Source organism: Lysobacter firmicutimachus, assembly GCF_037027445.1.
Lineage (GTDB): Bacteria > Pseudomonadota > Gammaproteobacteria > Xanthomonadales > Xanthomonadaceae > Lysobacter > Lysobacter firmicutimachus.
Genome location: NZ_JBANDL010000002.1, coordinates 1,463,228 through 1,485,670 on the forward strand (window position 1 = coordinate 1,463,228; position 22,443 = coordinate 1,485,670).

23 protein-coding genes are annotated in these 22,443 nt (G+C 69.7%); 10 read left to right on the top strand and 13 right to left on the bottom strand.

The window, feature by feature from the left end; genetic code table 11:
* Positions 1 to 78 precede the first annotated feature (78 nt).
* Complete coding sequence (locus V2J18_RS06270; RefSeq protein ID WP_064746127.1) at positions 79 to 663, bottom strand: TetR/AcrR family transcriptional regulator; 585 nt, start codon at positions 661 to 663, stop codon at positions 79 to 81.
* A gap of 144 nt (positions 664 to 807) precedes the next feature.
* Here V2J18_RS06270 and hutU point away from each other — a divergent pair, with 144 nt between their 5' ends.
* Entirely contained in the window at positions 808 to 2,478 is a 1,671-nt protein-coding gene (hutU, locus tag V2J18_RS06275) for a urocanate hydratase (protein WP_064746126.1), read from the top strand.
* 201 nt (positions 2,479 to 2,679) lie between these two features.
* Here hutU and V2J18_RS06280 read toward each other — a convergent pair whose 3' ends face one another.
* Positions 2,680 to 3,123: an SRPBCC family protein gene (locus tag V2J18_RS06280; RefSeq protein WP_336131326.1), complete on the bottom strand. Its 444-nt coding sequence runs from the start codon at positions 3,121 to 3,123 to the stop codon at positions 2,680 to 2,682.
* Positions 3,124 to 3,361: 238 nt separating this feature from the next.
* Here V2J18_RS06280 and V2J18_RS06285 point away from each other — a divergent pair, with 238 nt between their 5' ends.
* A complete protein-coding gene (locus tag V2J18_RS06285) occupies positions 3,362 to 4,786 on the top strand; it encodes an MATE family efflux transporter (protein WP_064746124.1) in 1,425 nt (474 codons plus the stop codon).
* 37 nt (positions 4,787 to 4,823) lie between these two features.
* Here the strand turns inward: V2J18_RS06285 and V2J18_RS06290 are convergent, their stop codons facing one another.
* From V2J18_RS06290 to V2J18_RS06305, 4 genes are all read right to left on the bottom strand, one after another.
* Complete coding sequence (locus tag V2J18_RS06290; RefSeq protein ID WP_141233297.1) at positions 4,824 to 5,060, bottom strand: hypothetical protein; 237 nt, start codon at positions 5,058 to 5,060, stop codon at positions 4,824 to 4,826.
* 65 nt (positions 5,061 to 5,125) lie between these two features.
* Positions 5,126 to 5,476, bottom strand: a complete 351-nt coding sequence (locus V2J18_RS06295; protein ID WP_064746122.1) for a VOC family protein — start codon at positions 5,474 to 5,476, stop codon at positions 5,126 to 5,128.
* Positions 5,477 to 5,519: 43 nt separating this feature from the next.
* On the bottom strand, positions 5,520 to 6,395 hold the full coding sequence (locus V2J18_RS06300) for an alpha/beta hydrolase (RefSeq protein ID WP_079247975.1): 876 nt from the start codon (positions 6,393 to 6,395) through the stop codon (positions 5,520 to 5,522).
* 194 nt (positions 6,396 to 6,589) lie between these two features.
* The gene (locus tag V2J18_RS06305) at positions 6,590 to 7,555 is read right to left on the bottom strand and encodes a CsgG/HfaB family protein (RefSeq protein WP_064746120.1); all 966 of its coding nucleotides are present in this window, start codon (positions 7,553 to 7,555) and stop codon (positions 6,590 to 6,592) included.
* 401 nt (positions 7,556 to 7,956) lie between these two features.
* On the opposite strand from V2J18_RS06305, the gene V2J18_RS06310 reads away from it, so the two are divergent.
* A complete protein-coding gene (locus V2J18_RS06310; RefSeq protein WP_064746177.1) occupies positions 7,957 to 9,117 on the top strand; it encodes an AAA family ATPase in 1,161 nt (386 codons plus the stop codon).
* A 74-nt stretch (positions 9,118 to 9,191) separates the two neighbouring features.
* Here V2J18_RS06310 and V2J18_RS06315 read toward each other — a convergent pair whose 3' ends face one another.
* Positions 9,192 to 10,133, bottom strand: a complete 942-nt coding sequence (locus V2J18_RS06315) for a LysR family transcriptional regulator (RefSeq protein WP_064746119.1) — start codon at positions 10,131 to 10,133, stop codon at positions 9,192 to 9,194.
* Between the two features lie 145 nt (positions 10,134 to 10,278).
* Here V2J18_RS06315 and V2J18_RS06320 point away from each other — a divergent pair, with 145 nt between their 5' ends.
* From V2J18_RS06320 to V2J18_RS06330, 3 genes are all read left to right on the top strand, one after another.
* On the top strand, positions 10,279 to 11,289 hold the full coding sequence (locus V2J18_RS06320; RefSeq protein ID WP_336131327.1) for a zinc-dependent alcohol dehydrogenase family protein: 1,011 nt from the start codon (positions 10,279 to 10,281) through the stop codon (positions 11,287 to 11,289).
* Positions 11,290 to 11,491: 202 nt separating this feature from the next.
* Positions 11,492 to 12,043: a GNAT family N-acetyltransferase gene (locus V2J18_RS06325; RefSeq protein WP_064746117.1), complete on the top strand. Its 552-nt coding sequence runs from the start codon at positions 11,492 to 11,494 to the stop codon at positions 12,041 to 12,043.
* Positions 12,040 to 12,606 carry a GNAT family N-acetyltransferase gene (locus tag V2J18_RS06330; RefSeq protein ID WP_336131328.1) on the top strand — a complete coding sequence of 189 codons (567 nt, stop codon included), beginning with the start codon at positions 12,040 to 12,042 and terminating at the stop codon, positions 12,604 to 12,606. The genes V2J18_RS06325 and V2J18_RS06330 overlap by 4 nt, the downstream gene beginning before the upstream one ends.
* 69 nt (positions 12,607 to 12,675) lie before the next feature.
* Here the strand turns inward: V2J18_RS06330 and V2J18_RS06335 are convergent, their stop codons facing one another.
* From V2J18_RS06335 to V2J18_RS06350, 4 genes are all read right to left on the bottom strand, one after another.
* Positions 12,676 to 13,761: a DNA methyltransferase gene (locus tag V2J18_RS06335; protein WP_336131329.1), complete on the bottom strand. Its 1,086-nt coding sequence runs from the start codon at positions 13,759 to 13,761 to the stop codon at positions 12,676 to 12,678.
* Complete coding sequence (locus V2J18_RS06340; RefSeq protein ID WP_064746114.1) at positions 13,748 to 14,884, bottom strand: radical SAM family protein; 1,137 nt, start codon at positions 14,882 to 14,884, stop codon at positions 13,748 to 13,750. The genes V2J18_RS06335 and V2J18_RS06340 overlap by 14 nt, the downstream gene beginning before the upstream one ends.
* 174 nt (positions 14,885 to 15,058) lie before the next feature.
* On the bottom strand, positions 15,059 to 16,483 hold the full coding sequence (locus V2J18_RS06345; RefSeq protein ID WP_336131330.1) for a nicotinate phosphoribosyltransferase: 1,425 nt from the start codon (positions 16,481 to 16,483) through the stop codon (positions 15,059 to 15,061).
* A 73-nt stretch (positions 16,484 to 16,556) separates the two neighbouring features.
* On the bottom strand, positions 16,557 to 17,612 hold the full coding sequence (locus tag V2J18_RS06350; RefSeq protein WP_064746112.1) for a bifunctional nicotinamide-nucleotide adenylyltransferase/Nudix hydroxylase: 1,056 nt from the start codon (positions 17,610 to 17,612) through the stop codon (positions 16,557 to 16,559).
* Positions 17,613 to 17,747: 135 nt separating this feature from the next.
* On the opposite strand from V2J18_RS06350, the gene V2J18_RS06355 reads away from it, so the two are divergent.
* A complete protein-coding gene (locus tag V2J18_RS06355) occupies positions 17,748 to 18,743 on the top strand; it encodes a hypothetical protein (RefSeq protein WP_261369973.1) in 996 nt (331 codons plus the stop codon).
* Between the two features lie 255 nt (positions 18,744 to 18,998).
* Here V2J18_RS06355 and V2J18_RS06360 read toward each other — a convergent pair whose 3' ends face one another.
* Positions 18,999 to 19,226, bottom strand: coding sequence for an RNA-binding S4 domain-containing protein (locus tag V2J18_RS06360; RefSeq protein WP_064746111.1), 228 nt, complete (start codon positions 19,224 to 19,226; stop codon positions 18,999 to 19,001).
* 185 nt (positions 19,227 to 19,411) lie between these two features.
* Between V2J18_RS06360 and V2J18_RS06365 the strand changes: the two genes are divergently transcribed.
* Positions 19,412 to 20,404 (top strand): zinc-dependent alcohol dehydrogenase family protein, encoded by a 993-nt coding sequence (locus V2J18_RS06365; protein WP_064746110.1) that lies wholly within the window; start codon positions 19,412 to 19,414, stop codon positions 20,402 to 20,404.
* Positions 20,405 to 20,453: 49 nt separating this feature from the next.
* Positions 20,454 to 20,843, top strand: a complete 390-nt coding sequence (locus tag V2J18_RS06370; protein WP_336131331.1) for an MAPEG family protein — start codon at positions 20,454 to 20,456, stop codon at positions 20,841 to 20,843.
* A 3-nt stretch (positions 20,844 to 20,846) separates the two neighbouring features.
* Here the strand turns inward: V2J18_RS06370 and V2J18_RS06375 are convergent, their stop codons facing one another.
* Positions 20,847 to 21,104 (bottom strand): GIY-YIG nuclease family protein, encoded by a 258-nt coding sequence (locus tag V2J18_RS06375; protein WP_064746108.1) that lies wholly within the window; start codon positions 21,102 to 21,104, stop codon positions 20,847 to 20,849.
* A gap of 217 nt (positions 21,105 to 21,321) precedes the next feature.
* Between V2J18_RS06375 and V2J18_RS06380 the strand changes: the two genes are divergently transcribed.
* Positions 21,322 to 22,341 carry a fatty acid desaturase gene (locus tag V2J18_RS06380; RefSeq protein WP_336131332.1) on the top strand — a complete coding sequence of 340 codons (1,020 nt, stop codon included), beginning with the start codon at positions 21,322 to 21,324 and terminating at the stop codon, positions 22,339 to 22,341.
* Positions 22,342 to 22,443 lie beyond the last annotated feature (102 nt).

Consider the following 22,443-nt stretch of genomic DNA (forward strand, 5'->3'; position numbering starts at 1 on the left):
TATCGTGCCGGACTGTCGAGACGCAAGCGCCGGTCGCCGGACCAGACGCCGGTGCGGCGGCCGCGATCCGCGCCCGGCTCAGCCGGCCAACAGGCCGTGCAGCAGGCGATCGAGCGAGGCGTCGTAGAAGGCGCGGAACTCCGCTTCGCCGTAGCTGAAGCGGCCGGCGCGGTACAGCGCGATCAACCCGTGGGTGTGCCCCCACAACGTCATCGCCAGATCCCAGGCGTCGCCCTCGCGCAGTCGCCCCGCGCGTTGCGCTTCGGCGACCAGGTCGGCGACCACGTTCAAGGTCGGCGACAGGCGCGCGCGGAAATCCTCGGGGAATCGCCGGGCGCGCTCGCGCCGCATCGAGAAGGCGTGATCGAACAGATGCGGATGGGCCAGGGCGTAGTCGAGGTAGATGCGTTGGGTCGCGAGCAGGCGCGCGATCACGTCGCCGCCGGCGCTGCGCGCGCTCCAGTGGCGCGCGATCTGCTCGAAGCTGTCGTCGCAGATGCGTTGCAGCAAGGCTTCGCGGTTGCGGAAATGGCGGTAGATCGCCATCGGGGTGATGCCGACCGCATCGCCGATGCGGCGCATGGTCACCGCCTGCGCACCGCCGCGTTCGAACAGCGTGCGGGCGGCACGCAGGATCCGGTCGGCGGTGGCGGCGGCGCTCATGTATACAGCGTATACATCGGCGGCCGGGAAGGGCAAATTCGCCCCGTTTTCCCGCCTGTACGGGCCGGTGCGGCGGCGCCGGCGCTGGCGGGCGCGCGCAACGCGGCGCGATAATTTCGCCATCCCACCCGCCGGAACCTCGTCATGTCCGCAGGCACCCGCCTCGATCCCTCCCGTGTCGTCCGCGCGCCGCGCGGCAGCGAAAAGAGCTGCAAGTCCTGGCTCAGCGAAGCCGCCTTCCGCATGATCCAGAACAACCTCGACCCCGAGGTGGCCGAGAATCCGGCCGCGCTGGTGGTCTACGGCGGCATCGGCCGCGCCGCGCGCGACTGGGAGAGCTTCGACGCCATCCTCAAGTCGCTGCGCGAGCTGGAAGACAACGAGACCCTGCTGATCCAGTCCGGCAAGCCGGTCGGCGTGTTCCCGACCCACGCCGACGCGCCGCGCGTGCTGTTGGCCAACTCCAACCTGGTGCCGCATTGGGCCAACTGGGAGCACTTCAACGAGCTCGATAAAAAAGGCCTGATGATGTACGGCCAGATGACGGCCGGCTCGTGGATCTACATCGGCTCGCAGGGCATCGTCCAGGGCACTTACGAGACCTTCGTCGAGATGGGCCGCCAGCACTACGGCGGCGACCTCAAGGGCAAGTGGATCCTGACCGCCGGCCTCGGCGGCATGGGCGGCGCGCAGCCGCTGGCCGCCTCCCTGGCCGGCGCCAGCTCGCTGACCATCGAGTGCCGCCAGACCAGCATCGACTTCCGCCTGCGCACCCGCTACGTCGACGAGCAGGCCCACGACCTCGACGACGCGTTGGCGCGGATCGCCAAGTACACCGCCGCCGGCGAGGCCAAGTCGATCGCCCTGCTCGGCAACGCTGCGGAGATCCTGCCCGAGCTGGTCCGCCGCGGCGTGCGTCCGGACTGCGTCACCGACCAGACCTCGGCGCACGATCCGGTGCACGGCTACCTGCCGATCGGCTGGACCGTGGAGCAGTGGCTGGAAGCGCAGAGCAGCGACCCGGCCCGAGTCCGCGACGAAGCCAAGAAGTCGATGCGCGTGCACGTCGAAGCCATGCTGGCCTTCCACGCCCGAGGCATTCCGACCGTGGACTACGGCAACAACATCCGCCAGATGGCCAAGGACGAAGGCTGCGCCAACGCCTTCGATTTCCCGGGTTTCGTTCCGGCCTATGTGCGCCCGTTGTTCTGCCGCGGCGTCGGCCCGTTCCGCTGGGTCGCGCTCAGCGGAGATCCGGACGACATCTACAAGACCGACGCGAAGGTCAAGCAAATCATCGCCGACGATCCGCACCTGCATCGTTGGCTGGACATGGCGCGCGAGCGGATCAGCTTCCAGGGCCTGCCGGCGCGCATCTGCTGGGTCGGCCTGGGCCTGCGCCACAAGCTCGGCCTGGCGTTCAACGAAATGGTGCGCAACGGCGAGCTGAAGGCGCCGGTGGTGATCGGCCGCGACCACCTCGACAGCGGCTCGGTGGCTTCGCCGAACCGCGAGACCGAGGCGATGCGCGACGGCAGCGACGCGGTGAGCGACTGGCCCTTGCTCAACGCCATGCTCAACGTCGCCGGCGGCGCGACCTGGGTCTCGCTGCACCACGGCGGCGGCGTCGGCATGGGCTATTCGCAACACTCCGGGGTGGTCATCGTCTGCGACGGCAGCGAAGAAGCCGACAAGCGCATCGCCCGGGTGCTGTGGAACGACCCCGGCACCGGGGTCATGCGCCATGCCGATGCCGGGTACGAGATCGCCCAGGCCTGCGCCAGGGAGCAGGGGCTGAAGTTGCCGATGCTCTGAGCGTCGCCGCCGGTCCATCGTTCGCCACGACGGCCCGCATTCGCGGGCCGTCGTCGTTTGGGACACGACAACCGCGGCGCTGCCGAGGGTAGACGCGACGCAAGCCGCGACCGCGGGATTTCAGCCCGCGGCGCAAGTTACGCCGCAGGCCCGGTGTCGCGGTCGCGGCTTACGCCGCTCCTACAGACAGACGGCTCGGGCTCAGCCCGGAATCGTCGGTTCGACCAGGCGTTCGAGCAGGGTCAGCGATTCCTGCCAGCCCAGGTGGCACTGGTCGGCCGGGATCACGTCCGGAATGCCTTCCTGCACGACCTGCACTTCGGTACCGCAGGACACGGCGCGGAAGGTGATGGTGGTGACCATGGTGCCGGGCAGGTTGGGGTCGTCGAAGCGGTCGTCGTGGACGATGCGCTCGCCGGGCATCAGCTCCAGGTAGGTGCCGCCGAAGCTGTGGCTGTCGCCGCTGCCGAAATTGGTGAAGCTCATGCGGTAGCGGCCGCCGACTTTGGCTTCCAGCTCGTGCACGGTGCAGGTGAAGCCGTCCGGCGGCAGCCACTTGCACAGGGCGGCGGGGTCGAGGAAGGCGCGGTAGACGCGCTCCGGCGGGGCGGTGAAGACGCGCAGCAGGCGAACGGTGTTGCTCATGGGTGATCTCCGTAACGAGGTGAAGCCCTCATCCATTGCGACGAACGGACGGAAGCGGAATCGACATCGGCGATGGACGCCGCCCGCGACGACGGCGCGACGCGCGGTTCAGGTTGTAGCGCAGGCCGTAAACCGGCCGAAACCGCCAAACGGCCCCCGATTCATCGGACTGTTGTCACTAGCCAAGCCGGGCAGGGCCCCTATCATCGGGCGGTGCCATCACTGCACGGAGCCTGCGATGACCCAGGACCTCTCCGCCGTCGAACCGACCGCCGCACCGCCTTCGCTGTGGCGCGAGCTGCGCGAAGCGGTGCGCGGCACCGATGCCGATTACACCAAGATTCCGTTGCGCCGCGCCGTGTTCCTGCTCGCAGTGCCGATGGTGCTGGAACTGGTGCTGGAGTCCACCTTCGCGGTGGTCGACATCTTCTTCGTCGCCAAGCTCGGGCCGTCGGCGGTGGCCACGGTCGGGCTGACCGAGAGCTATCTGTTCCTGCTGTATGCGGTGGCGATGGGCCTGGCGATGGCGGTGACCGCGGTGGTGGCCCGGCGCATCGGCGAAGGCAAGCGCGAGGAAGCCGGCATCACCGCGGTGCAGGCGATCTTCATCGCCCTGCTGGTATCGGTGTTGCCGGCGCTGACCGGCATCGTCTATGCCCAGGACCTGTTGCGGCTGATGGGCGCCGACGCTTGGAGCATCGAGCACGGCTACCGCTACACGCAGTGGATGCTCGGCGGCAACGCGGTGATCATGCTGCTGTTCGTGATCAACGCGATCTTCCGCGGCGCCGGCGACGCGGCGATCGCGATGCGGGTGCTGTGGCTGTCCAACGGCCTCAACATCCTGCTGTGCCCGATCCTGATCTTCGGCCTGGGGCCGGCGCCCGAACTCGGCATCGAGGGCGCGGCGATCGCCACCAACATCGGGCGCGGCATCGGCGTGGCCTACCAGTTGTGGGTGCTGTTCCGCGGCGGCAAGCACATCCGGGTGACCGCGGCGCAGCTGGTGTGGCGCGGCGCCATGCTGTGGAACATCGTGCGCACCTCGCTCGGCGGGGTCGGCCAGATGATCGTGGCGATGACCTCGTGGATCTTCCTGATGCGCATCCTCGCCAGCATCGGCAGCGAGGCCGTGGCCGGCGCGACCATCGCCATCCGCATCATGATGTTCACGATGATGCCGGCCTGGGGCATGTCCAACGCGGCCGCGACCCTGGTCGGACAGAACCTCGGCGCCGGCCATCCGGAGCGCGCCGAGGCCTCGGTGTGGCGGATCGGCTGGTACAACATGGCCTATCTGGTCGCGATCTCGGTGCTGTTCTTCGCCCTGCCGCGGCAGTTGGTGAGCATCTTCACCGCCGATCCCGAGGTGGTGCGGATCGGCGCCGAATGGCTGCGGATCCTGTCGTACTCGTTCTTCATCTACGGCTGGTGGATGGTCACCGTGCAGGCCTTCAACGGCGCCGGCGACACCATGACCCCGACCAAGATCAACGTGGTGTTCTTCTGGCTGATCCAGATCCCGCTGTCCTACCTGCTGGCGATCTCGCTGGACTGGCAGCACTCCGGCGTGTTCTGGGGCGTGTTCGTGTCCGAGACCGCGGTCGGCGTGTTCACTCTGTGGCTGTTCACCCGGGGGCGATGGAAGAACGCGCAGGTGTAGCGGCAGGCGGCGGCGCGTCGCGCGCGGCGGCCGGACGCTACCCGGGCGGATGCAGGTAGCGGTAAGCGAAGAAGGCCGCGGCCGCGAACGCGGTCCAAGCCGCGAGTCCGACCAGCGCGCACAATGCCTCGCCAGGTTCCTTCTTGCCGTAGAACGGCTTCAACAGCACCCAGCCGGTGCCGTGCAGCAACAGTTCGACCACGCCTTCGAACAGCACGCGTCCGAGCAGCCTCAAGGCGCCGCCCAATACGTCGCCTATCGCGTCCAATGCCATCGTGCGTTCTCCTGGAAAAGCGCCGCGCCGGCTGCGGTTTAGCCGGCGCGGCCCGGGACGGCGCTTCAGCGGTCCGACCACACCGCCAGTTCGTAGCCGTCGGGGTCGACGAAGTGGAAGCGGCGGCCGCCCGGGAATTCGTGCTCGGCGACGATCGGCGCACCGGCCGCTTCGACCCGGCGCCGGGCATCGGCGAGATCGTCGGCGCAGCTCACCACCAGCGCACCGCCCGGCTTGGGCGCGACATGGGCGTTGAAGCCGCCCTTCATGCGGCCGTCGTCGAATTCGCAGTAGTCCGGGCCGTAGTCGGTGAAGGTCCAGCCGAAAGCGGCGCCGTAGAAGGCCTTGGCGGCGGCGATGTCGGCGACGGCGGATTCGAGGTAGTCCAGGCGCAGGTTGCGGTCGGAAGCGGTCATGGCGGCTCCGTGGGCAGCGGTGGAAGGGGAAGAGACGGAAGGGTCAACCGGCCGGCCGGGGAGCGACGGACTCGGCAAGGAACGCGGACAGGGCTTGGCGGAATTCGGGCGAATCGGCGGCGTTAGTATGATTGCGCGCCGGCACGATCAGCAGGCGCTTGCGCCCCTCGGGCAGCGGCGTGGCCTGAAACAGGGCTTCGGCGAAGCGCGGCGGGGTGGCGACGTCGTGTTCGCCGGCGACGAACAGCACCGGTTCGTCCAGCGCTTCGACGACGGGGCGGTTGCCCTGGCCGACCAGCGCCCCGGCGGGAGCGACGCGCCGCACCAGCATCCGCGCCCACAGCTTCTGCCGCGAACGCATGTGCGCGCCCCAGTCCTCGAAGCTGGTCACCGAGCTTTCCAGAATCAGGCCGTCGAGGCGGCGATGGGCCGCCACCCGCCCGGCCATGAAGCTGCCCAGCGAGTGGCCGTGCACGATCAGCGGCAGGCCGGCCAGCTCCGGGTCCTCGCGCATGCGATCGTAGACCGTGCCGGCGTCGGCCAGCAGCGCCTCCAGCGAAGCCGTGCCGGTGCTCGCGCCGTAGCCGCGATGATCGACCAGGACGAAATTGACCGGCGCGTCGGCATAGGCCTTGGCGCTGGTCGCGGCGTGCCTGGCGACGGTGTAGCCGTTGCCGCCGAAGTACAGCACGGTGGCGACTGCGTCGCGGCGCAGGAAGCGCAGCGCATACAACTGCGCGCCGTCGGCGGCGATGCGGGTCTCTTCGATGCGGTAAGCCGGCAGTTGCGCGCGCAACGCGGCCAGGTCGGCCGCCGGCGCGGCGCGCGCGATCACGATGTTGTCCTCGCGCACGTGCCAGGTGCAGGCGGACAGCGCGGCGATCAGCAATAGCAGGCACAGACGAGGGACTGACTTCATGGATCCTCCTTGACGGCGTCGCCGCCGGCGGCGCGTTGCGGGCCGGCGACAGCCTCATGTATCGCCGTTCGCGCGCCGCAAGGGAAGGCCGCGTAGGCGACGCGGCCTGCATGCGCCGGCGCGCCGGCACGAAAAAGGCCGCCGGTCGCCCGGCGGCCTCCCTGCGCATCGAACGCGCCGTGGCGCGGCTCGGTTTACTTGGACAGTTCCATCGCCAGCGAAGACACCCAGCCCTTGTTGCCGAGTTCGTCCTCGACTTCCCACATCGCGCCCTGCTTGTTGCCGGTCGGGTACAGCATCATGCCCGGGTCGAGCGGACGCACGACCTTGCCGCTGCCCGACGAATTGGCGAACAGACGCGCGGCCTTGACCACGGTCACCGCCTGCTGCGAGTTCGAGGCCGAGGCGTTGCCCGACAGGCCGCCCAGTTCGGTGACCAGGTTGGTGTAGGCCTGCAGGTAGGCCATGGTGATGACCTGGCCGATTTCGGTGTTGGCGTAGCCGGACACGCCGGCGCCGCCCAGGCCGCTGCCGCCCCATAGGGTGCCGCCGGCGCCGAAGCCGATGTCGGTCTTCTTGGCGCTGCCCTCGGCCATCGCGACCTGCTCGGAGGAGCGCACGTCGGTCACGGTCAGGACCACGTCGGCGGTCTTCTTGTTGAAGTTGAGGTTGCCGGCGACCGCGCCGGCCTTGCCGCCGATCAGACCGCCGAGCAGGCCGCCGATGGCGTTGCCGCCGGCGTTGCTGTTCTTGGCGATCAGGTCCGGCACCAGGATGTAGTCGGCGGCGCGGATCTGGCCCTTGCCGATGTTGGACTTGTTGCGCAGCTGGCCGCTGGAGGCCAGGTCGCGCTCGCGCATCGCCATGTCCATGCCGGCGCCGCGGTCGACCAGGGTGAAGCAGCGCGACTTCTGCACGAACACCTTGATCAGCTTGCTCGGGGCCGGCAGCTGCTGGCCGCTCCACCAGTTGACCCCGTCCTCCGGCTCGATCACGGAGATGGCGCCGAGGTTCTTGGAGCAGGTGGGGATCTCGGTCATCTTCTGGGCGCGGATGTCCTGCGCGCTCTTGCGCTGGGCCCAGGTCGGCGCGGCGCTCAGCGCCAGGCCCACTCCGAGCACGCATGCCACCACTTGAATGCCCCTGCTTGCGGTTTTCATCGTCTAGTCCTTGAAACGGCCGCCTGGGGCGACCGTGCGTTCCTGAAAGAGCCGCGGTCTGCGCCGCGGTGCCTGCGCCACCCCATCGTCCCTCTCGCAGGCCATCGCTGCGTTGCAGCGGGAGGTCGGCCGGAGTCCCCAGAACGAAAGCCGCGGCGGCGGGCGCCGCGGTGGTGGTACGCCCGGCAATGATAACGGCATCACACTAGTTTTCAGGCCAGGCCGACCCGTCGACTTTGACAGGTGGCGACGGGCGGCCGGTTCGCGTCGGAGGGACGGGCGGGCGTCCGACGCGCGGTCGTTCGGACGCATCGTCGGCAGCGTCTCACCGGCTGCGAATACCGCGGCCGATACTGCCGCATTGCGGCCCCGGGCCGTCCGTTCACTGCCGGGTGTTCGCCATGCTGCATACCCTCGCCATCGCCAACTACCGATCGCTGCGCGAGCTGGTGCTGCCGATGGGGCGGCTCAACGTGGTCACCGGCGCCAACGGCAGCGGCAAGTCCAATCTCTATCGCGCCTTGCGCCTGCTGGCCGAAACCGCACAGGGCGGGGTGGTGCCGGCGCTGGCGGCCGAAGGCGGCCTGGGCTCGACCCTGTGGGCCGGGCCGGAGACGATCTCGCCGCGCATGCGCCGCGGCGAAGTGCCGGTGCAGGGCACCGGCCGGCAGGCGCCGGTGGCGTTGCGGCTGGGCTTCGCCGGCGACGACTACGGCTATGCGATCGACTTGGGCCTGCCCATGCCGAGCCGCTCGCGCTTCGCCCACGATCCGGAGATCAAGCGCGAGGCGATCTGGGCCGGGCCGTTCCTGCGCCCGGCCAATCTGCTGGTCGACCGCCGCGCCGGCCTGGCGCGGGTGCGCGAGGGGCGCGGTTGGCGGGTCGCGGCCGAGGGCCTGAACCCGTTCGACAGCCTGTTCGGCCAGCTCGCCGATCCGCAGGCGGCGCCGGAGGTGCTGAGCCTGCGCGAGACCATCCGCGGCTGGCGCTTCTACGACCATTTCCGCAGCGACGCGCAGGCGCCGTCGCGGCAACCGCAGCTGGGCACGCGCACGCCGGTGCTGAGCCACGACGGCCGAGATCTGGCCGCGGCCTGGCAGACCATCCTGGAGATCGGCGACCCGCAGGCTTTGGCGGCGGCGGTGAGCGATGCCTTTCCCGGTGCGCGGGTCGACGTCGCTGGCCGCGAGGCGCTGTTCGCGCTCGAATTCCATCAGCACGGCCTGTTGCGGCCGCTGTCGGCGGCCGAGCTGTCCGACGGTACGCTGCGTTATCTGTTGTGGATCGCCGCGCTGCACACGCCGCGGCCGCCGCCGTTGATGGTGCTGAACGAGCCCGAGACCAGCCTGCACCCGGACCTGTTGCCCGCGTTGGCGCGCTTGATCGCGCACGCGTCGCGGCGCACCCAGGTGTGGGTGGTATCGCACGCTGCGCGCTTGATCGCGGCCTTGGAGCAGGAAGCCGACTGCAACAGCATCCGGCTGGAGAAGCAGTTCAGCCAGACCGGCATCGTCGGACAGGGAATGCTGGATGCGCCAGCGTGGTACTGGCCGGAACGGTGAGGGGGCCGGCGGGATTTGTTGTTGACGGCACGCGGCCGACGGCCCCCACACAGGATCCGCGCCGTCCGCCGCACCTACCTGCACACGGCATTGCGATCGTTCCGATCCCACGCCACCAGATCCGGAATCCGCTCCACCAGCAGGTCGATCGCCGCGCGCGTACGCAACGGCAGGTAGTGGGTATGCGGCCATAGCGCGTGGATGCGGGTGCCGACCACCCGGTCGGCGTGCATCACCAGCTGCAGTTCGCCGGCGCGGATATGCCGCGACAGCATCCAGCACGGCAGCATGGCCAGGCCGGCGCCGGCCACCGCCGCGTCGGCGATCGCCTGCAGATCGTCGAAGCGCAGGCGCGCATTGACCTGCGGCTCGCGCACCCGGCCGTCGTCGTCGCGCAGTTGCCAGGCCACGTTCTGGCCGTTGCGGCCATAGAGGATCGCGTCGTGGCCGGCGAAGCCGTCGATGTCGCGCGGCAGTCCGCGCTGCGCCAGGTAGGCGGGCGCAGCGCAGATGCCCAGGCCCTCTTCGGTCAACCGGCGCGCGGCCAGCGTGGCGCTGTCGGGCAGGCGGCCGACGCGGATCGACAGGTCGTAGCCTTCCTCGACCAGATCGACATAGCGGTCGTTGAACGACAGGTCGATCTCCAGCCGCGGATGGCGACGCGCCAGTTCCAGCATCACCGGCGCCACGCAATGGCGGCCGAACTGCACCGGCGCGCTGACCCGCAATCGTCCGCTGGGTTCGCGCCGGCCGCTGTCGAGCGCGGCCTCGGCGGCGTCGAGCTCGGCCAGGGCTTTGACGCAGCGCTCGTAGTAGGCCTGGCCGTCGTCGGTCAGGCTCTGGCGGCGGGTGCTGCGGTGGAACAGGCGCACGCCGAGCTGCTGTTCCAGGCGCGCGATGCGCTTGCCGATCGCCGAGCGGGTCACGCCCAGGCGTTCGGCGGCGGTGGCGAAGCCGCCGGCCTCGGCGGATTGGACGAAGGCGACGATGCCGAGGAGTCGGTCGTTGACGGCCATATTGGTTCCTATGGGGATACAAATATCGGAGTGAAATGAACCACTGGATCGATATCGGAAGCGATATCGTACGCCCACTCGGTCGCCGCCGCATCGCCACGATGCTTCCGGCGCGCCGCGTCCCCCATTCCCTATCGAGACAGACATGAAGGCTTATCGCATCCGCGCCGGCGCCGGCATCGGCGCTCTGGAATCTTTCGAACGCGCATCCGCGCCGCTCAGCGGCGACCAGGTACGGGTGCGCGTGCGCGCCGTTTCGCTGAACTACCGCGACCTGATGGTCGCCGGCGGCAGTTATCCGGTGCCGTCCGACGCGCCGTTGGTGCCGGGCTCCGACGCGGTCGGCGAGATCGTCGAGATCGGTCCCCAGGTCGGCCGCTGGAAAGTCGGCGATCGCGTCGCCACCAGCTTCTTCCCGCATTGGCACGACGGCGCGCCGACTCCGCATGCGACCCGCGATGCGTTCGGCGGCGGCGCGGAAGGCGTGTTGAGCGAAGAGTTGGTGACCGGCGAACGTTCGCTGTTCGCAGTGCCGGCGCACTTGAGCGATGCCGAAGCCGCGACCCTGACCTGCGCCGGCGTGACCGCCTGGAATGCCTTGTTCGTCGAATCGCGGCTGGCCCCCGGGGCCAGCGTGCTGCTGCTCGGCACCGGCGGCGTGTCGATCTGGGGCCTGCAACTGGCCAAGGCCGCCGGCCTGCAGGCCTTCGTGACCTCCTCCAGCGACGACAAGCTGGTCCGCGCCAAGGCGCTCGGCGCCGACGCCACGATCAACTACCGCAGTCAGCCGGAATGGCAGCGCGACGTGCTCGAACTGACCGGCGGCCGCGGTGTCGACGCGGTGCTGGAGGTCGGCGGAAAGGGCACCCTGCAGCGCTCGATCGACGCGGCGACCATGGGCGGCACCATCGCCGTGATCGGCGGCGTCAGCGGCTTCGCCGGCGAATTCGATCCGTTCTCGGTGATCGCCGGGGCCAAGCGCCTGGCCGGCATCTACGTCGGCAGCCGGACGATGGGCGAGGACCTGTCGCGCTTCGTCGGCGTCAACAAGATCGTGCCGGCGGTCGACCGCGTGTTCGCCTTCGATCAGGCGAACGAGGCCTATGCCTACCTGCGCGATGGGGCGCACTTCGGCAAGGTGGTGATTGCGGTTTGAGGCGGGGATCGGGGTTTCGGGATAGGAGTCCGCAAACGCGGGCGCCGTGATTCGACGTCCCTCGTCGCTCTCACGACAAGACGCCGGGTTCGCCCGGCGTTTTGCTTCAGGCGTCGGCATGGGGCGGTTGCGACTTTTCGCCGATGCCTGCGGCGGCGTCTTCGTGCGATCTTCTGCGGATCGTCCCTGCGGCCTCAGCCCCATGACTTCCACCGATACCGACCTCGACGCCGTGCGCATCCGTCGCGCCGGCGCCGACGATGCCGCCGCCCTGGCCTTGGCCGGCGCGGCGACCTTCCTGGAAACCTTCGCCGGCATCCTCGACGGGCCCGATATCGTCGCCCATTGCCGCAATCAGCATGCGGCCGCGCTCTATCAGGACTGGCTGGCCGATCCGCAAGGCGCGGCCTGGTTGGCCGAAACCGCGCTGGGCGCGGCGCCGGTGGGGTATGCCCTGATCGCGCCGCCCAAGCTGCCCTTGGCCGACCTGGCCGAAGACGATCTGGAACTCAAGCGCATCTACCTGCTGTCGCGTTTCCACGGCGGCGGCGTCGGCCGCGAACTGATGCGGCATGCGGTGGAGGAATCGCACCGGCGCGGCGCGCGCCGGTTGTTGCTCGGCGTCTATGCCGGCAACGCGCGTGCGCTGGCCTTCTATGCGCGCAACGGTTTCCGCCCGGTCGGCGAACGCCGTTTCCAGGTCGGCGCCAACACCTACCAAGACGCGATCCTCGCGTTGGAGTTGAAAGCGTGAGCCCGAGCATCGTGGCACTGACGCCGGCGCTGGCCGCGGCGGCGTTCGCTTTCGATTCCAGCTTCGCGGTCGATTCGCGCCTGCGGCTGCGCAGCGAGGGCGGGGCGATCGCCTACGACATCGAGCCGCTGCCGCCGTATCGCAAGCGCTACGGCGACGAACCCGGCGACGAGGATCTGGACGAACACTTCGAAGGCGAGCAGGCCGCCGGTTTCCTCGCGATCCTCGACGGCACCGTGATCGGCCGCGTGCTGGTGTCGACCGCTTGGAACGGCCTGGCCCTGATCGACGACATCGCCGTCGACGCCGGACAGCGCCGCAGCGGCGCCGGCGCGGCCTTGCTGCAACGGGCGACCGATTGGGCGCGCGAGCGCGGCTTGCCGGGCGTGGTGCTGGAGACCCAGGACCGCAACGTCGCCGCTTGCCGTTTCTACGCGCGCCACGGTTTCGTGCTCGGCGGTTACGACCGCATGCATTACGCGCACGATCCGGCGCTGCGCGAGGAGACGGCGTTGTTCTGGTACCTCGATCTCGGCGGGCTGGGCCTGACGCCAGCGGCTTGAACCCGGCGGCTCGGCGCGTGCCGAGTCGGGTCTTGCCGGCGTGAATCCGACTGGCCTGAGTCCGACCGCTCAGCCGTCGCGCTGCAGCGGCACCGGCGGCAGTTGCGCGTGGCGGCTGGCCAGTCCCAGGTCCAGCCGCACCAGCCGGCCGAGCCGGTCGCGGCGCTGCGCGCGCAGATACCAATGCTCGGCCCAGCGTTCCAGCCGCAGCGGCGGGCGTACCGGCTCGCCCCACAGGCTCAGTTCGTAATGGCGTTCGTGCAGCCAGTGCAATAGCCGGTCCAGCGCCTCGGGGTCGCCGTCGTCGAGCAGCAGGTCGGCGTCGGCCGGCGGCCGCTTCAGCGCCTCCTCGCCGTGCGCCAGCCAATGGGCGAAGCTGCCGTGCAGGGTGTAGCCGAAACCGGCGGCGCGCATCGCGTCCAATTCGTCGCAGGTGCTCTGCAGGCAGATCGTCTCCGGCTGCTTCTGGAACACCAGCGCGTACTCGTGGCTGCGATCGCTGCGCGGGTCGCCCGGCGCGCGCGGCTGCGGCGGACGGGCGTAGCAGAGCAGGCGTTCCTCGCGCGCCACGAACAGGTTGCCGAGCACCCGGCCCAGGTCCCAGGCCAGCGGCAGCATACGGTCGCCGACGATCAGGTTCTCGGCCATGGCGATGCAGTAGCCGCCTTGCGGCAGCGCCTCGCGCACGGCGTGGAAGATGTCGCGCACGCGCTGCAGGTAGGCGGCGTAGTCGCGCTCCAGGTACAACTGTCCGGCCTCGTCGCGGCCCGGCCAACGGCAGCCGAAATAGGGCACGTTGGTCAGGCACAGCGAATACGCGCGCGGCGCCGGCGTGTCGGGCAGGCTGCCGGTGGCGATGGGTGCGTCGACGCCGTGGCGCGCCAGCCGCTCGCGACCGAGCGCGGCGCGTTCGGGGTCGATCTCCACGCCGCAGCCGCGACGGTCTTCGAGCGCGGCGGCGAGCAGCGTGGTGGCGAAGCCGCAGAACGGGTCGAACACGGTTTCGCCGGGGCGGCTGAAGTGGCGCACGAACGGACGCATCTGCGCGACCCAGCCGCAATCGCGGCCGCCCAGACCATCGCGGGCGCGCAGATCGTCGGGCAGGCGATGCTCGGGCGGATCGGGCTCCAACAGCAACCAGCTACGGCTGTCCATGCGGCGGCTCCCACAGAATGTCGCGGTCCGGCTGCCAGCCGGCGCAAAGCCGGCCATTGCCGTGGAACACCAGCTTGTACACGTCGCCGCTGGCATGGCGGCGGTGCATGGCGGCGTAATCGGAGGCTTCGAACACCACCTTCAGGCCGCTGCGCGGATCGTGCAACTGCAGGTTCCAGAAGTAATAGCCTTCGGTGATGCGCAGCGGCTGCAGGCGCGACCACCACGGCGCGTCCATGCACGCGGCCAGCACCTGCTCGATCGGCACGCGTTCGGCCTCGACGTAGCGGCGGGTGGCGTTGTCGCGATAGCCGGCGTCCAGACGCGAGAACTCGCGGAAGATCACCGTGCCGGCGCCGCAGCCGCGGGCCCAGTCGAGATAGGCGGCGACGCCCTCGGCATCGTCGATGCCGCCGCGCTGCAGGATGCACACCAGGCGCAGCGGCAGCGTCGCGGCCAGGCGCCGCGCCACCGTTTCGAAGCGCGCGCCGTCGGCGATCGGCTCGCCCTCGCGGAAACGCATGATGCGTTGGTTGCGCGCCGCATCGCAGTGATGCCGCGACAGTTCCAGCCAGGACAGGCGGAAATCCCGCAAGGCGGCGATCAGTTCTTCGCCGCGACCGCGGGCGAAGCCGGCGCCGTTGCTGTACAGCACGCGTTCTTCGACGATCGCGCCGTCGCGCTCGGCCGCGCCGAGGGCGTCCAGCAGGCGCAGGAACCAGTCCTCGTCGTCGCTGGTTTCCAGGCCCGACAGCGACCACGACAGCGGCAGCCCGCGCAACTGCGCCAACGCCGCGCTCAGGCGTTGGAAGTGGTCGGGGCCGGGGCGCAGGCTCTGCGCCATCGCGCCGTCGCCGTGAGGACGCAGGTTTTCCGAGCAGAACAGGCAGCGCGCCGAACAAGGACGCGCTGCCGCATAGGGGGTGAAGGTGACCGGCTGGGCGACGCGGTAGCGGCGCCCGCCGATGCGGTGCTCGCGCCAGCGCGCGGCATCGTGTTCGCCCGGCGCGCGCCGGGCCAGTTGCGGCGTGGTCGCGCGCAGGCGCTGGAACAGGGTAGAGGCCGCGCTGAGCGGGAGCGTGCCCGGATCGGCGGTCGCTAGCCCTTCGAGGGGGGCCGGCATGGAAGTCGTCCTGGAGTCGATGGTGGGCGGGTTGCCCTCACCCTAGCCCTGTCAGCTCTGCACTTCCCTCGGTCGCCGCAAGCGGGAGAGGGAACCCGAGGGCGTGATCTGAAAGCGGCGAGGGCTTGGAGCCTCTCTCCCGCTCGCGGGAGGGAGGCTGGGGTGAGGGGCGCCTCACAGCCGCGTCGCATCCGCCAACCCGCGCACCTGCGCGAACGTCCAGTCGGCGAGCAAACGGCCGTCCTCCCACACCGTCACCATCGCGTCTTCGTAACCCAGCGGCGGCGCCGCTTCGGCCACCGAAGGCGCGTCCTGCGGCACCGGCACGGTCTTGAAGTGGCCGTATTCGCGATGCCGCACCAGGGTCATGCGGCCGCGCTTGCTGGACTTGCCCTTGTCGGTGACCGGGTCCTTGTAAACGTCGATCCACTCGCCGTCGATCCGCGCCGCCGAGCACTTCAACGCGAACTTCTGCGTGTCGCGGTCCAGCCGCTGCAGCAGTGCGCCGCCCATGCCGAAGGCGAGGTTGTCGGTGGCGTAGCCGTAGCTGGTGATGCGCTCCAGGATCGCGCGGATGCTGGTCGGGTTGATGCCGTCGCCCTGGATCACCCGCACGTGGTTGAGCACCTTGTAGCCCTTGCCGTTGACGGTATGGCCGAAGGCCTCGTCGAGCAGGGTCAGGCACTGATGCACCACGTCGACCGGGTCGCCGGAGTCCGGCCGCACCACCAGGGTCGCGCCGGAGGCGATCACCTGCTCGCGCAAGGTCTTGCCCCAGTACTCGCGGATCGCATGGAAGATGTCGTAGCTGTCGGAGACCACCGCGACGATCGCGCCGGGCTTGGCGAACTGGGCCAGCATGTTGCGGTAGGCCTCGGCCTCGCGCTCGCGGCCCCAGCTGGTGATGGTGCTGTGCTCGGCGGCCGGGATCGAATAGCCGGCCATCGGTTCGTGGTAGTAGCGCCGCGCCAGCAACAGGCCGGAGACGGTGTCGGTGCCGAGGAAGTTGACCAGGTGCGCGGCGCCGCCGAGCGCGGCCGATTCGGTGCTGGACACGCCGCGCGCGCCGAAGTCGTGCAGCTTGAACGGCAGTTGCCCGGACGGGTCGTCGCTGGTGCGTTCGAGGAACTGGCGGATGGTCTGTTTGGCGTGCCAACTGATCGTCGCCACCGTCACCGGATACCACAGGCGCAACAGCAGGGTTTCCAGGTAGGAGGGCACCCAGTAGGCGGCGGGGTCGGTGGATTCGATCGTCACCAGGGCCTGATGGGTCGGCACCACCGTGCCTTCGGGCACGGCGCGCACGCGGATCGGCAGCAGGCCGCCGTGGCGGTCGACGATGTCGCGCCAGCCGGCCTCGTTGAACGGCTCGCCGTGCGCGGCGAACAGGTCGCGCGCTTCGTCGATGTCGGCGTGGGTGACCGGCTTGCTGAGGTACTCCTTGAGGATCGCCTGCAGGCCGAAGAACACCGTGCGGTCGTGCACGCCGCCGCGCGATTCGACGTAGAAGAACGTGGCGTCGGTGCCGGGCGGATACTGCAGCCAATGGCTGGCCTTGTAGCTGTCGGTGTTGAGCAGCAGGTTGTCGAGGCATTGCATGACGGAAGCTCCTTCGCGTCTGGGAGAAGCCGGCGGTCTGTCCACCGGCATGAAGGCCGGGCGGTCCCTTGGATCAACCGCGGCCGAGGAAGTATTCGAGGATGTGCAGGTGGTCTTCGAACAACTGCGGGCTCATCTCCAGCGCCTCGCTGACCGGGATCCAGCGCGCCTTGTCGGCGTCGTCGCCGCCGCGCACCGGCGGCAGTTCGCCGGCCGGGAACTCGAAGTGGTAGGCGTGGGTGATGGTGCGGCCGCGCGCGCTGCGTTCGGGATGGTCGAATACGCGCTGGCCCTTGAGCGAACCCTTCAGCACCGGCAGCGGCAGCTTGAGCCGGGTTTCTTCGCGCAGCTCGCGCAGGCAGGCGTCGAGCAGGCCCTCGTGCTGGCCGACGAAGCCGCCCGGCAGCGCCCATAGGCCCTTGCCCGGTTCGGCGCGGCGGCGCACCAGCAGCACGTGCCCGGAATGCACCACCACCGCGTCGGTGGTGACGAAGGTCGGCGGATAGGGCGCGTCGGCCCAGGCGGCGCGGTACTGCTCCAGGAACTGGTACTCGGCGACCAACTGGCGGAACGCCGGAGAGTTCTTGCGGAAGGCTTCGAGCATGTCGAACACCGGCCCGGGCACGTTGGCGCGGATCAGCATCAGCCCGCCGTGGCTGTCGAGCTGGTTGGCTTCGAACAGATAGCGGCGCAGCTCGGTCGCGGACAAGGTCGCGGTGTGGGTGACGTCGACCAGCGGCCACTGCGGGAACTCGCGCAGGTAGTAGCTGGAGGCGTCCTTGTCCATGCCGATCAGGCCGACCCGAGCCTGCTCGCCGCCGCCGTCCTGGCGCACCGCTTCGGCGACCGTGCGCTGTACCGCGGCGATCCACTGGCTTTCGTTGTAGAGATGATCGCGCAGCGGGCGCACGATCAGGCGATCGGCGGCGTCGGTCAGCGCGCTGTGGATCATCACCGCGCGCTCGGCGACGGTGAACGGGTTCTTGACGGTGCGGGGAGTGTCGGCGGAACCGACCAGGAAGACGACCTTCTTCGCCTTGCCCAGCGCGTGGCGGGCGACGGCGGCATGGCCGTTGTGGAAGGGCTCGAAGCGCCCGATGAAAACCAGGTAATCGTATTCGTATGCCATGAGAATCCCTCACGGAGTTGATTCGCCGCCGGTCTGTCCGAGGGCGTGAGGAAAATGCTACGCCGATCGCGACGGCCGTCAAGTGCCGCGGCGCTGCGTACAATCGGCCGGTCACGGACACAGGGGAGCGCAAGGATGGCGATGATCGTTCCGCAGTACTGGGCGGAAGCGCGGGTGCAGGAGAGTTTCGGGCGTGGCCACCCTTCGGGGCGGCGTTCGCTGACGGTGCGCCGTTTCGGCTGGTCCGACGCCAGTCTGGCCGAGGCCCAGGCGATGGCGGACGTGCGCGCCCGCGACGCTTTCGACCGCATGCTCGCCGGACAGGCCGGCGTGGCGCGCACCGAGCCGCGCGTGCCCTACGACGCCGAAGGCCTGCCGATCCGCGAACAGATCGTCGAGCGCGATGGCGAAACGGTGGTGACCCGCAACAGCTACGGCGCGCGCTGTCTCAACACGCCCGAGGTGCTGTTCGCCGACGTCGATTTCGACGCGCCGGTTTCGGCGTGGCGCCGCGGCTATCTGTTCGTGTCGTTGGCGATCGGGGTCGCCGTGGGCTGGTTCACTTATACCGGCTTCGGTCTTCTGGCCCTGTTTGCCGCCCTGTACGGTTTCTCGCTGATCGCCCGCGCCCAGTCCAAGCGCCGCCATGCCGCCGACGGCGGTCCCGAGAGCCGGGCGATGCGGCGCGTGCGCGCCTTCGTCGCCGGCCACCCGGATTGGCATCTGCGGCTGTACCGCACGCCGGCCGGGCTGCGCCTGCTGGCGATGCACCGCGTGTTCGACCCCAACGAACCGGCGGTGGCGGAGTTCTTCGCCGCGGTCGGCGCCGACCCGCGGTTCGCGCTGATGTGCCAGCGCCAGCATTGTTTCCGCGCCCGGCTCAGCCCCAAGCCGTGGCGGATCGGCATCCGCGAACCGCTGCGCCCGCGTCCCGGCGTATGGCCGAGCGATCCGGCCTACGTGCCGGAGCGCGACCAATGGGTGGCCGACTACGAGCGCAAGGCCGCCGGCTACGCCGCCTGCCGCTTCGTCGAAAGCCTCGGCAGCCGCGACTACGCGATCGCGACGCAACACGTGCAGCGCTTGCACGACCAGGCGTGCCGGGCGGAGAGCGCGTTGCCGTTGGCGTGACCTTGGCTTGGTTCGCCTGTCGCTAAAAGCGCTTCGAACCGCGCCTATGTCCTCCGGCGGCCGTTTTCCGTCCGCAAGAAAATCGCATCGCGGGTTCCGGTTCCCACGCGTTGGCATCGTTGCGAAGAGCGGACTCGCAAAGTCGTTGCGGCGACGACAGGACGCTGATGCGAACCTGTCGTTGCGCGCGCTTCAGGCCGCTGGCTGCGGATTCAACGAATCGGGTGGCATGCGGCGCCCTTGCCGGAAAAACGGTTAGGGCGCGGCGAAGACTTGGATCTGCACGCCCTCGCAGCTCACCCGCTGCCCTGCGCGGATCTTGCAGGTCTTGCGCAGCTCGACCTGACCGTCGACCCGGACCGCGCCGCTGGCGACCAGGGCCTTGCCGGCGCCGCCGCTGTCGCACAGGCCGACCAGCTTGAGCAGCTGGTTCAGTTCGACGTGGTCGTGGTGGGCATCGAGTTCGAAACGGATCGGTTGCATGGGCGGTGGGCGGTACGTGGCAGGGCAGGGTCGCAGCGCTGCGACCTGGACGCAAGACGCTTGCACCCTCGGCGGCGTAGGCTGAGGGCCTGGACCGGTCGGCGGCAACGCAGGGCCGGCCGCCGGTGGCGGGCCGTCGCGACGGTTCGCCGTGGCTTTCCCTGGCGTTCCGACGGAGGTGGGCGATGCTCAAGGCGCAATATTCCCATCGCGGCCCGGTGCCGCAGGACGTGATCGAGGCGGTACCGTTCGAGGCGCCGCCGTTGCTGCCCGGCCAGGTGCTGATCGAAGTATTGGCGGCCCCGATCAATCCTTCCGATCTGTTGACCCTGACCGGCGAGTACGGCCTGCTGCCGCCGTTGCCGGCGGTCGGCGGCAACGAGGGGATGGGCCGGATCGCCGCACTGGGCCCGGGCGTGGATTCGCTGCGGGTCGGCCAGCGGGTGCTGTTGCCGATCGGCGGCGGCAGCTGGACCAGTCATCGGGTGGCGCCGGCGCAAGGGCTGGTCGTGCTGCCCGGCGAGGGCGACCCCAAGCAGTTGGCGATGATCACCATCAACCCGCCGACCGCCTCGTTGTTGCTGAGCGAATTCGCCGTCCTGCACCCGGGCGACTGGGTGATCCAGAACGCGGCGAATTCCGCGGTGGGCGGCTATCTGGTGCAGATCGCGCGCCAGCGCGGCCTGCGCACGATCAACGTGGTCCGTCGCGAATCGGCGGCCGAGGCGGTGCGCGCGCTCGGCGGCGACGTGGTCCTGGTCGATGGCGACGACCTCGCCCGGCGCGCGCGCGAAGCGGCGCAGGGCGCACCGATCCGGCTCGGCATCGACGCGGTCGGCGGCACCGCCACCCAGCGCATCGCAGAGGCCCTGGGCGAGGGCGGGGTGGTGGTGAACTACGGCGCGATGAGCCGCGAGCCCTGCCAGATTTCGCCGGCGGCCTTCGTGTTCCGCGACGTCAGTCTGCGCGGGTTCTGGTTGTCGCGTTGGTTCCAGCAGGCCAGCCCGCAACGCCGGGCGCAGGTGTTCGGCGAGATCGCCCACGCGGTGGCGGCCGGCACCCTCAGCGCGCGGATCCAGGCCACCTTCGGCCTGGACCGGATCAAGGACGCGGTCGCCGCGGCCGCGGCCGGCGAGCGCGACGGTAAGATCCTGTTGCTGCCGAACGGCCCGGTCTGAGCCGGCGCGTTCGGCCCGAATCGAAACCCGGCGCTGCGAAGGAACGAGCATGAGCGCGGAACTGCAGATGCTGGCCTGGTCGATCGCGCTGGGCATCGCCCACCTGCTGGTCAACGCCGGCTTCATGACCGCACAGCGCGGTCTGCGCTGGAATGCCGGCGCGCGCGACGGTACGCCCGAACCGCTGACCGGGGTGGCGGCGCGGATGGAACGGGCCTGGCGCAACTTCCTCGAAACCTTCCCTCTGTTCGCCGCGGCAGCGTTGGCGGTGCAGCTGGCCGGACGCGGCAGCGACGACACTGCGCTCGGCGCGCAGCTCTATTTCTGGGCGAGGCTGGTCTACGTGCCGGTGTACGCGGCCGGCATTCCCTATCTGCGCTCGGCGGTGTGGGCGGTGGCGTTGTGGGGCCTGCTCAAACTGCTGTGGGCGCTGTTCTGAGCCTCACCCGGCGGGCGCGGCGGCGCACAGCGCGCGCTTGGCCGCCGGAGTCAGCTGCTTGATCGCGTATTCGGCGCGCAAGGCCGCCGAACGGTCGGGGTGCGGGAAGCGCGCCAGCAGCCGCGCCGGCGGGTGCGAGCGGGTGTAGCGCGCGCCCTTGCCGGCGGCGTGCTCGGCGTAGCGCCGCTCCACGTCGACGGCGATGCCGGTATAGAGACTGCCGTCGCGGCATTCGATGACATAGACGTACCAGGCAGGCATGCGCCATAGCCTAGCCCGGGCGTGCCGGCCGGGGATACGCCGGGCGGACCGGGCCGGCGGGGGCGATCCGGCGGGGCCGTGCCGCGCTTGCGCCGCACGATCCGTCGCGCGTCGGGTTGCGAAACATGGCGGGCGATCACAAACATACGTGACCGCACGTCATTGCCAGGTCGCAGTGCGCTCACCACAATGCGGCGTCCTTCTCGAGAGCCGCCGCTTGAACGCCGACGCCGATTCGCCCGTCACCGCCCGCAACCTGCGTCAGCTTTGCGCGCACTTCGCCCAGCCCCACCTCGGCCGGGCCGTTTGGCAGCTGATCAACACCCTGGTCCCGTTCGCCGCGCTGTGGGCGCTGATGGCCTGGAGCCTGATCGCCGACTGGGGCTACGGCTGGACCTTGCTGCTGGCGATCCCGGCCGCCGGTCTGTACGTCCGCACCTTCATCATCCAGCACGACTGCGGCCACGGTTCGTTCTTCGCCAGCAGCCGCGCCAACGACCTGGTCGGCCGCTGCCTCGGCGTGGTGACCCTGTTCCCCTACGGTTACTGGAAGAAGACCCACGCGATCCATCACGGCACCTCGGGCAACCTGGACCGGCGCGAGATGGGCGACATCGTCACCCTGACCGTCTCCGAGTACCGCGCCCTGTCCTGGTTCGGCCGCCTGCGCTACCGCCTGTACCGCAGCACGCCGGTGCTGCTCGGCATCGGCCCGGTCTACCAGTTCGTGATCAAGCACCGCTTTCCGTTCGACCTGCCGTTCACCTGGAAGCGCGAGTGGGCCAGCGTGTTGTTCAACAACCTCGCCCTGGCCTTGGCCCTGGTCGGGTTCGGCTATGCGCTGGGCTGGAAGACGGTGCTGCTGACCCACCTGCCGATCGTGCTGATCGCCGGCGCGGCCGGGGTCTGGCTGTTCTACGTCCAGCACACCTTCGAGGACGCCTACTGGACCCGCAAGGACGATTGGAACTCGCACGCTGCGGCGATCGCCGGCAGCTCCTATTACGATCTGCCGCGGATCGTGCACTGGTTCACCGGCAACATCGGCTACCACCACATCCATCACCTCGCCAGCCGCATTCCCAACTACCGCCTGCGCGAGGCCTTCGAATCCAGCCCGCTGCTGCAGGCGGCGCCGCGCCTGACCCTGTGGTCGAGCCTGAAGTGCGCGCGGCTGAAACTGTGGGACGAAGAGCTGCAGCGCATGGTCGGCTATCCCAAGCGCGTGCGCGCCTGAGCCGGCGGCGCGTTCCGCGGCCGGCCCGACGGGGCGGCCGCGGCGGGCGAGGCGCCGAAGCAATTAACTTATTCGCTAATTAAGCACGGCTATAATCGGCCG

Excerpts from the sequence above, each read along its gene's own strand:
- V2J18_RS06270 (WP_064746127.1), bottom strand. The coding sequence starts at position 663 with ATGAGCGCCGCCGCCACCGCCGACCGGATCCTGCGTGCCGCCCGCACG.
- hutU (WP_064746126.1), top strand. The coding sequence starts at position 808 with ATGTCCGCAGGCACCCGCCTCGATCCCTCCCGTGTCGTCCGCGCGCCG.
- V2J18_RS06280 (WP_336131326.1), bottom strand. The coding sequence starts at position 3,123 with ATGAGCAACACCGTTCGCCTGCTGCGCGTCTTCACCGCCCCGCCGGAG.
- V2J18_RS06285 (WP_064746124.1), top strand. The coding sequence starts at position 3,362 with ATGACCCAGGACCTCTCCGCCGTCGAACCGACCGCCGCACCGCCTTCG.
- V2J18_RS06290 (WP_141233297.1), bottom strand. The coding sequence starts at position 5,060 with ATGGCATTGGACGCGATAGGCGACGTATTGGGCGGCGCCTTGAGGCTG.
- V2J18_RS06295 (WP_064746122.1), bottom strand. The coding sequence starts at position 5,476 with ATGACCGCTTCCGACCGCAACCTGCGCCTGGACTACCTCGAATCCGCC.
- V2J18_RS06300 (WP_079247975.1), bottom strand. The coding sequence starts at position 6,395 with ATGAAGTCAGTCCCTCGTCTGTGCCTGCTATTGCTGATCGCCGCGCTG.
- V2J18_RS06305 (WP_064746120.1), bottom strand. The coding sequence starts at position 7,555 with ATGAAAACCGCAAGCAGGGGCATTCAAGTGGTGGCATGCGTGCTCGGA.
- V2J18_RS06310 (WP_064746177.1), top strand. The coding sequence starts at position 7,957 with ATGCTGCATACCCTCGCCATCGCCAACTACCGATCGCTGCGCGAGCTG.
- V2J18_RS06315 (WP_064746119.1), bottom strand. The coding sequence starts at position 10,133 with ATGGCCGTCAACGACCGACTCCTCGGCATCGTCGCCTTCGTCCAATCC.
- V2J18_RS06320 (WP_336131327.1), top strand. The coding sequence starts at position 10,279 with ATGAAGGCTTATCGCATCCGCGCCGGCGCCGGCATCGGCGCTCTGGAA.
- V2J18_RS06325 (WP_064746117.1), top strand. The coding sequence starts at position 11,492 with ATGACTTCCACCGATACCGACCTCGACGCCGTGCGCATCCGTCGCGCC.
- V2J18_RS06335 (WP_336131329.1), bottom strand. The coding sequence starts at position 13,761 with ATGGACAGCCGTAGCTGGTTGCTGTTGGAGCCCGATCCGCCCGAGCAT.
- V2J18_RS06340 (WP_064746114.1), bottom strand. The coding sequence starts at position 14,884 with ATGCCGGCCCCCCTCGAAGGGCTAGCGACCGCCGATCCGGGCACGCTC.
- V2J18_RS06345 (WP_336131330.1), bottom strand. The coding sequence starts at position 16,483 with ATGCAATGCCTCGACAACCTGCTGCTCAACACCGACAGCTACAAGGCC.
- V2J18_RS06350 (WP_064746112.1), bottom strand. The coding sequence starts at position 17,612 with ATGGCATACGAATACGATTACCTGGTTTTCATCGGGCGCTTCGAGCCC.
- V2J18_RS06355 (WP_261369973.1), top strand. The coding sequence starts at position 17,748 with ATGGCGATGATCGTTCCGCAGTACTGGGCGGAAGCGCGGGTGCAGGAG.
- V2J18_RS06360 (WP_064746111.1), bottom strand. The coding sequence starts at position 19,226 with ATGCAACCGATCCGTTTCGAACTCGATGCCCACCACGACCACGTCGAA.
- V2J18_RS06365 (WP_064746110.1), top strand. The coding sequence starts at position 19,412 with ATGCTCAAGGCGCAATATTCCCATCGCGGCCCGGTGCCGCAGGACGTG.
- V2J18_RS06370 (WP_336131331.1), top strand. The coding sequence starts at position 20,454 with ATGAGCGCGGAACTGCAGATGCTGGCCTGGTCGATCGCGCTGGGCATC.
- V2J18_RS06375 (WP_064746108.1), bottom strand. The coding sequence starts at position 21,104 with ATGCCTGCCTGGTACGTCTATGTCATCGAATGCCGCGACGGCAGTCTC.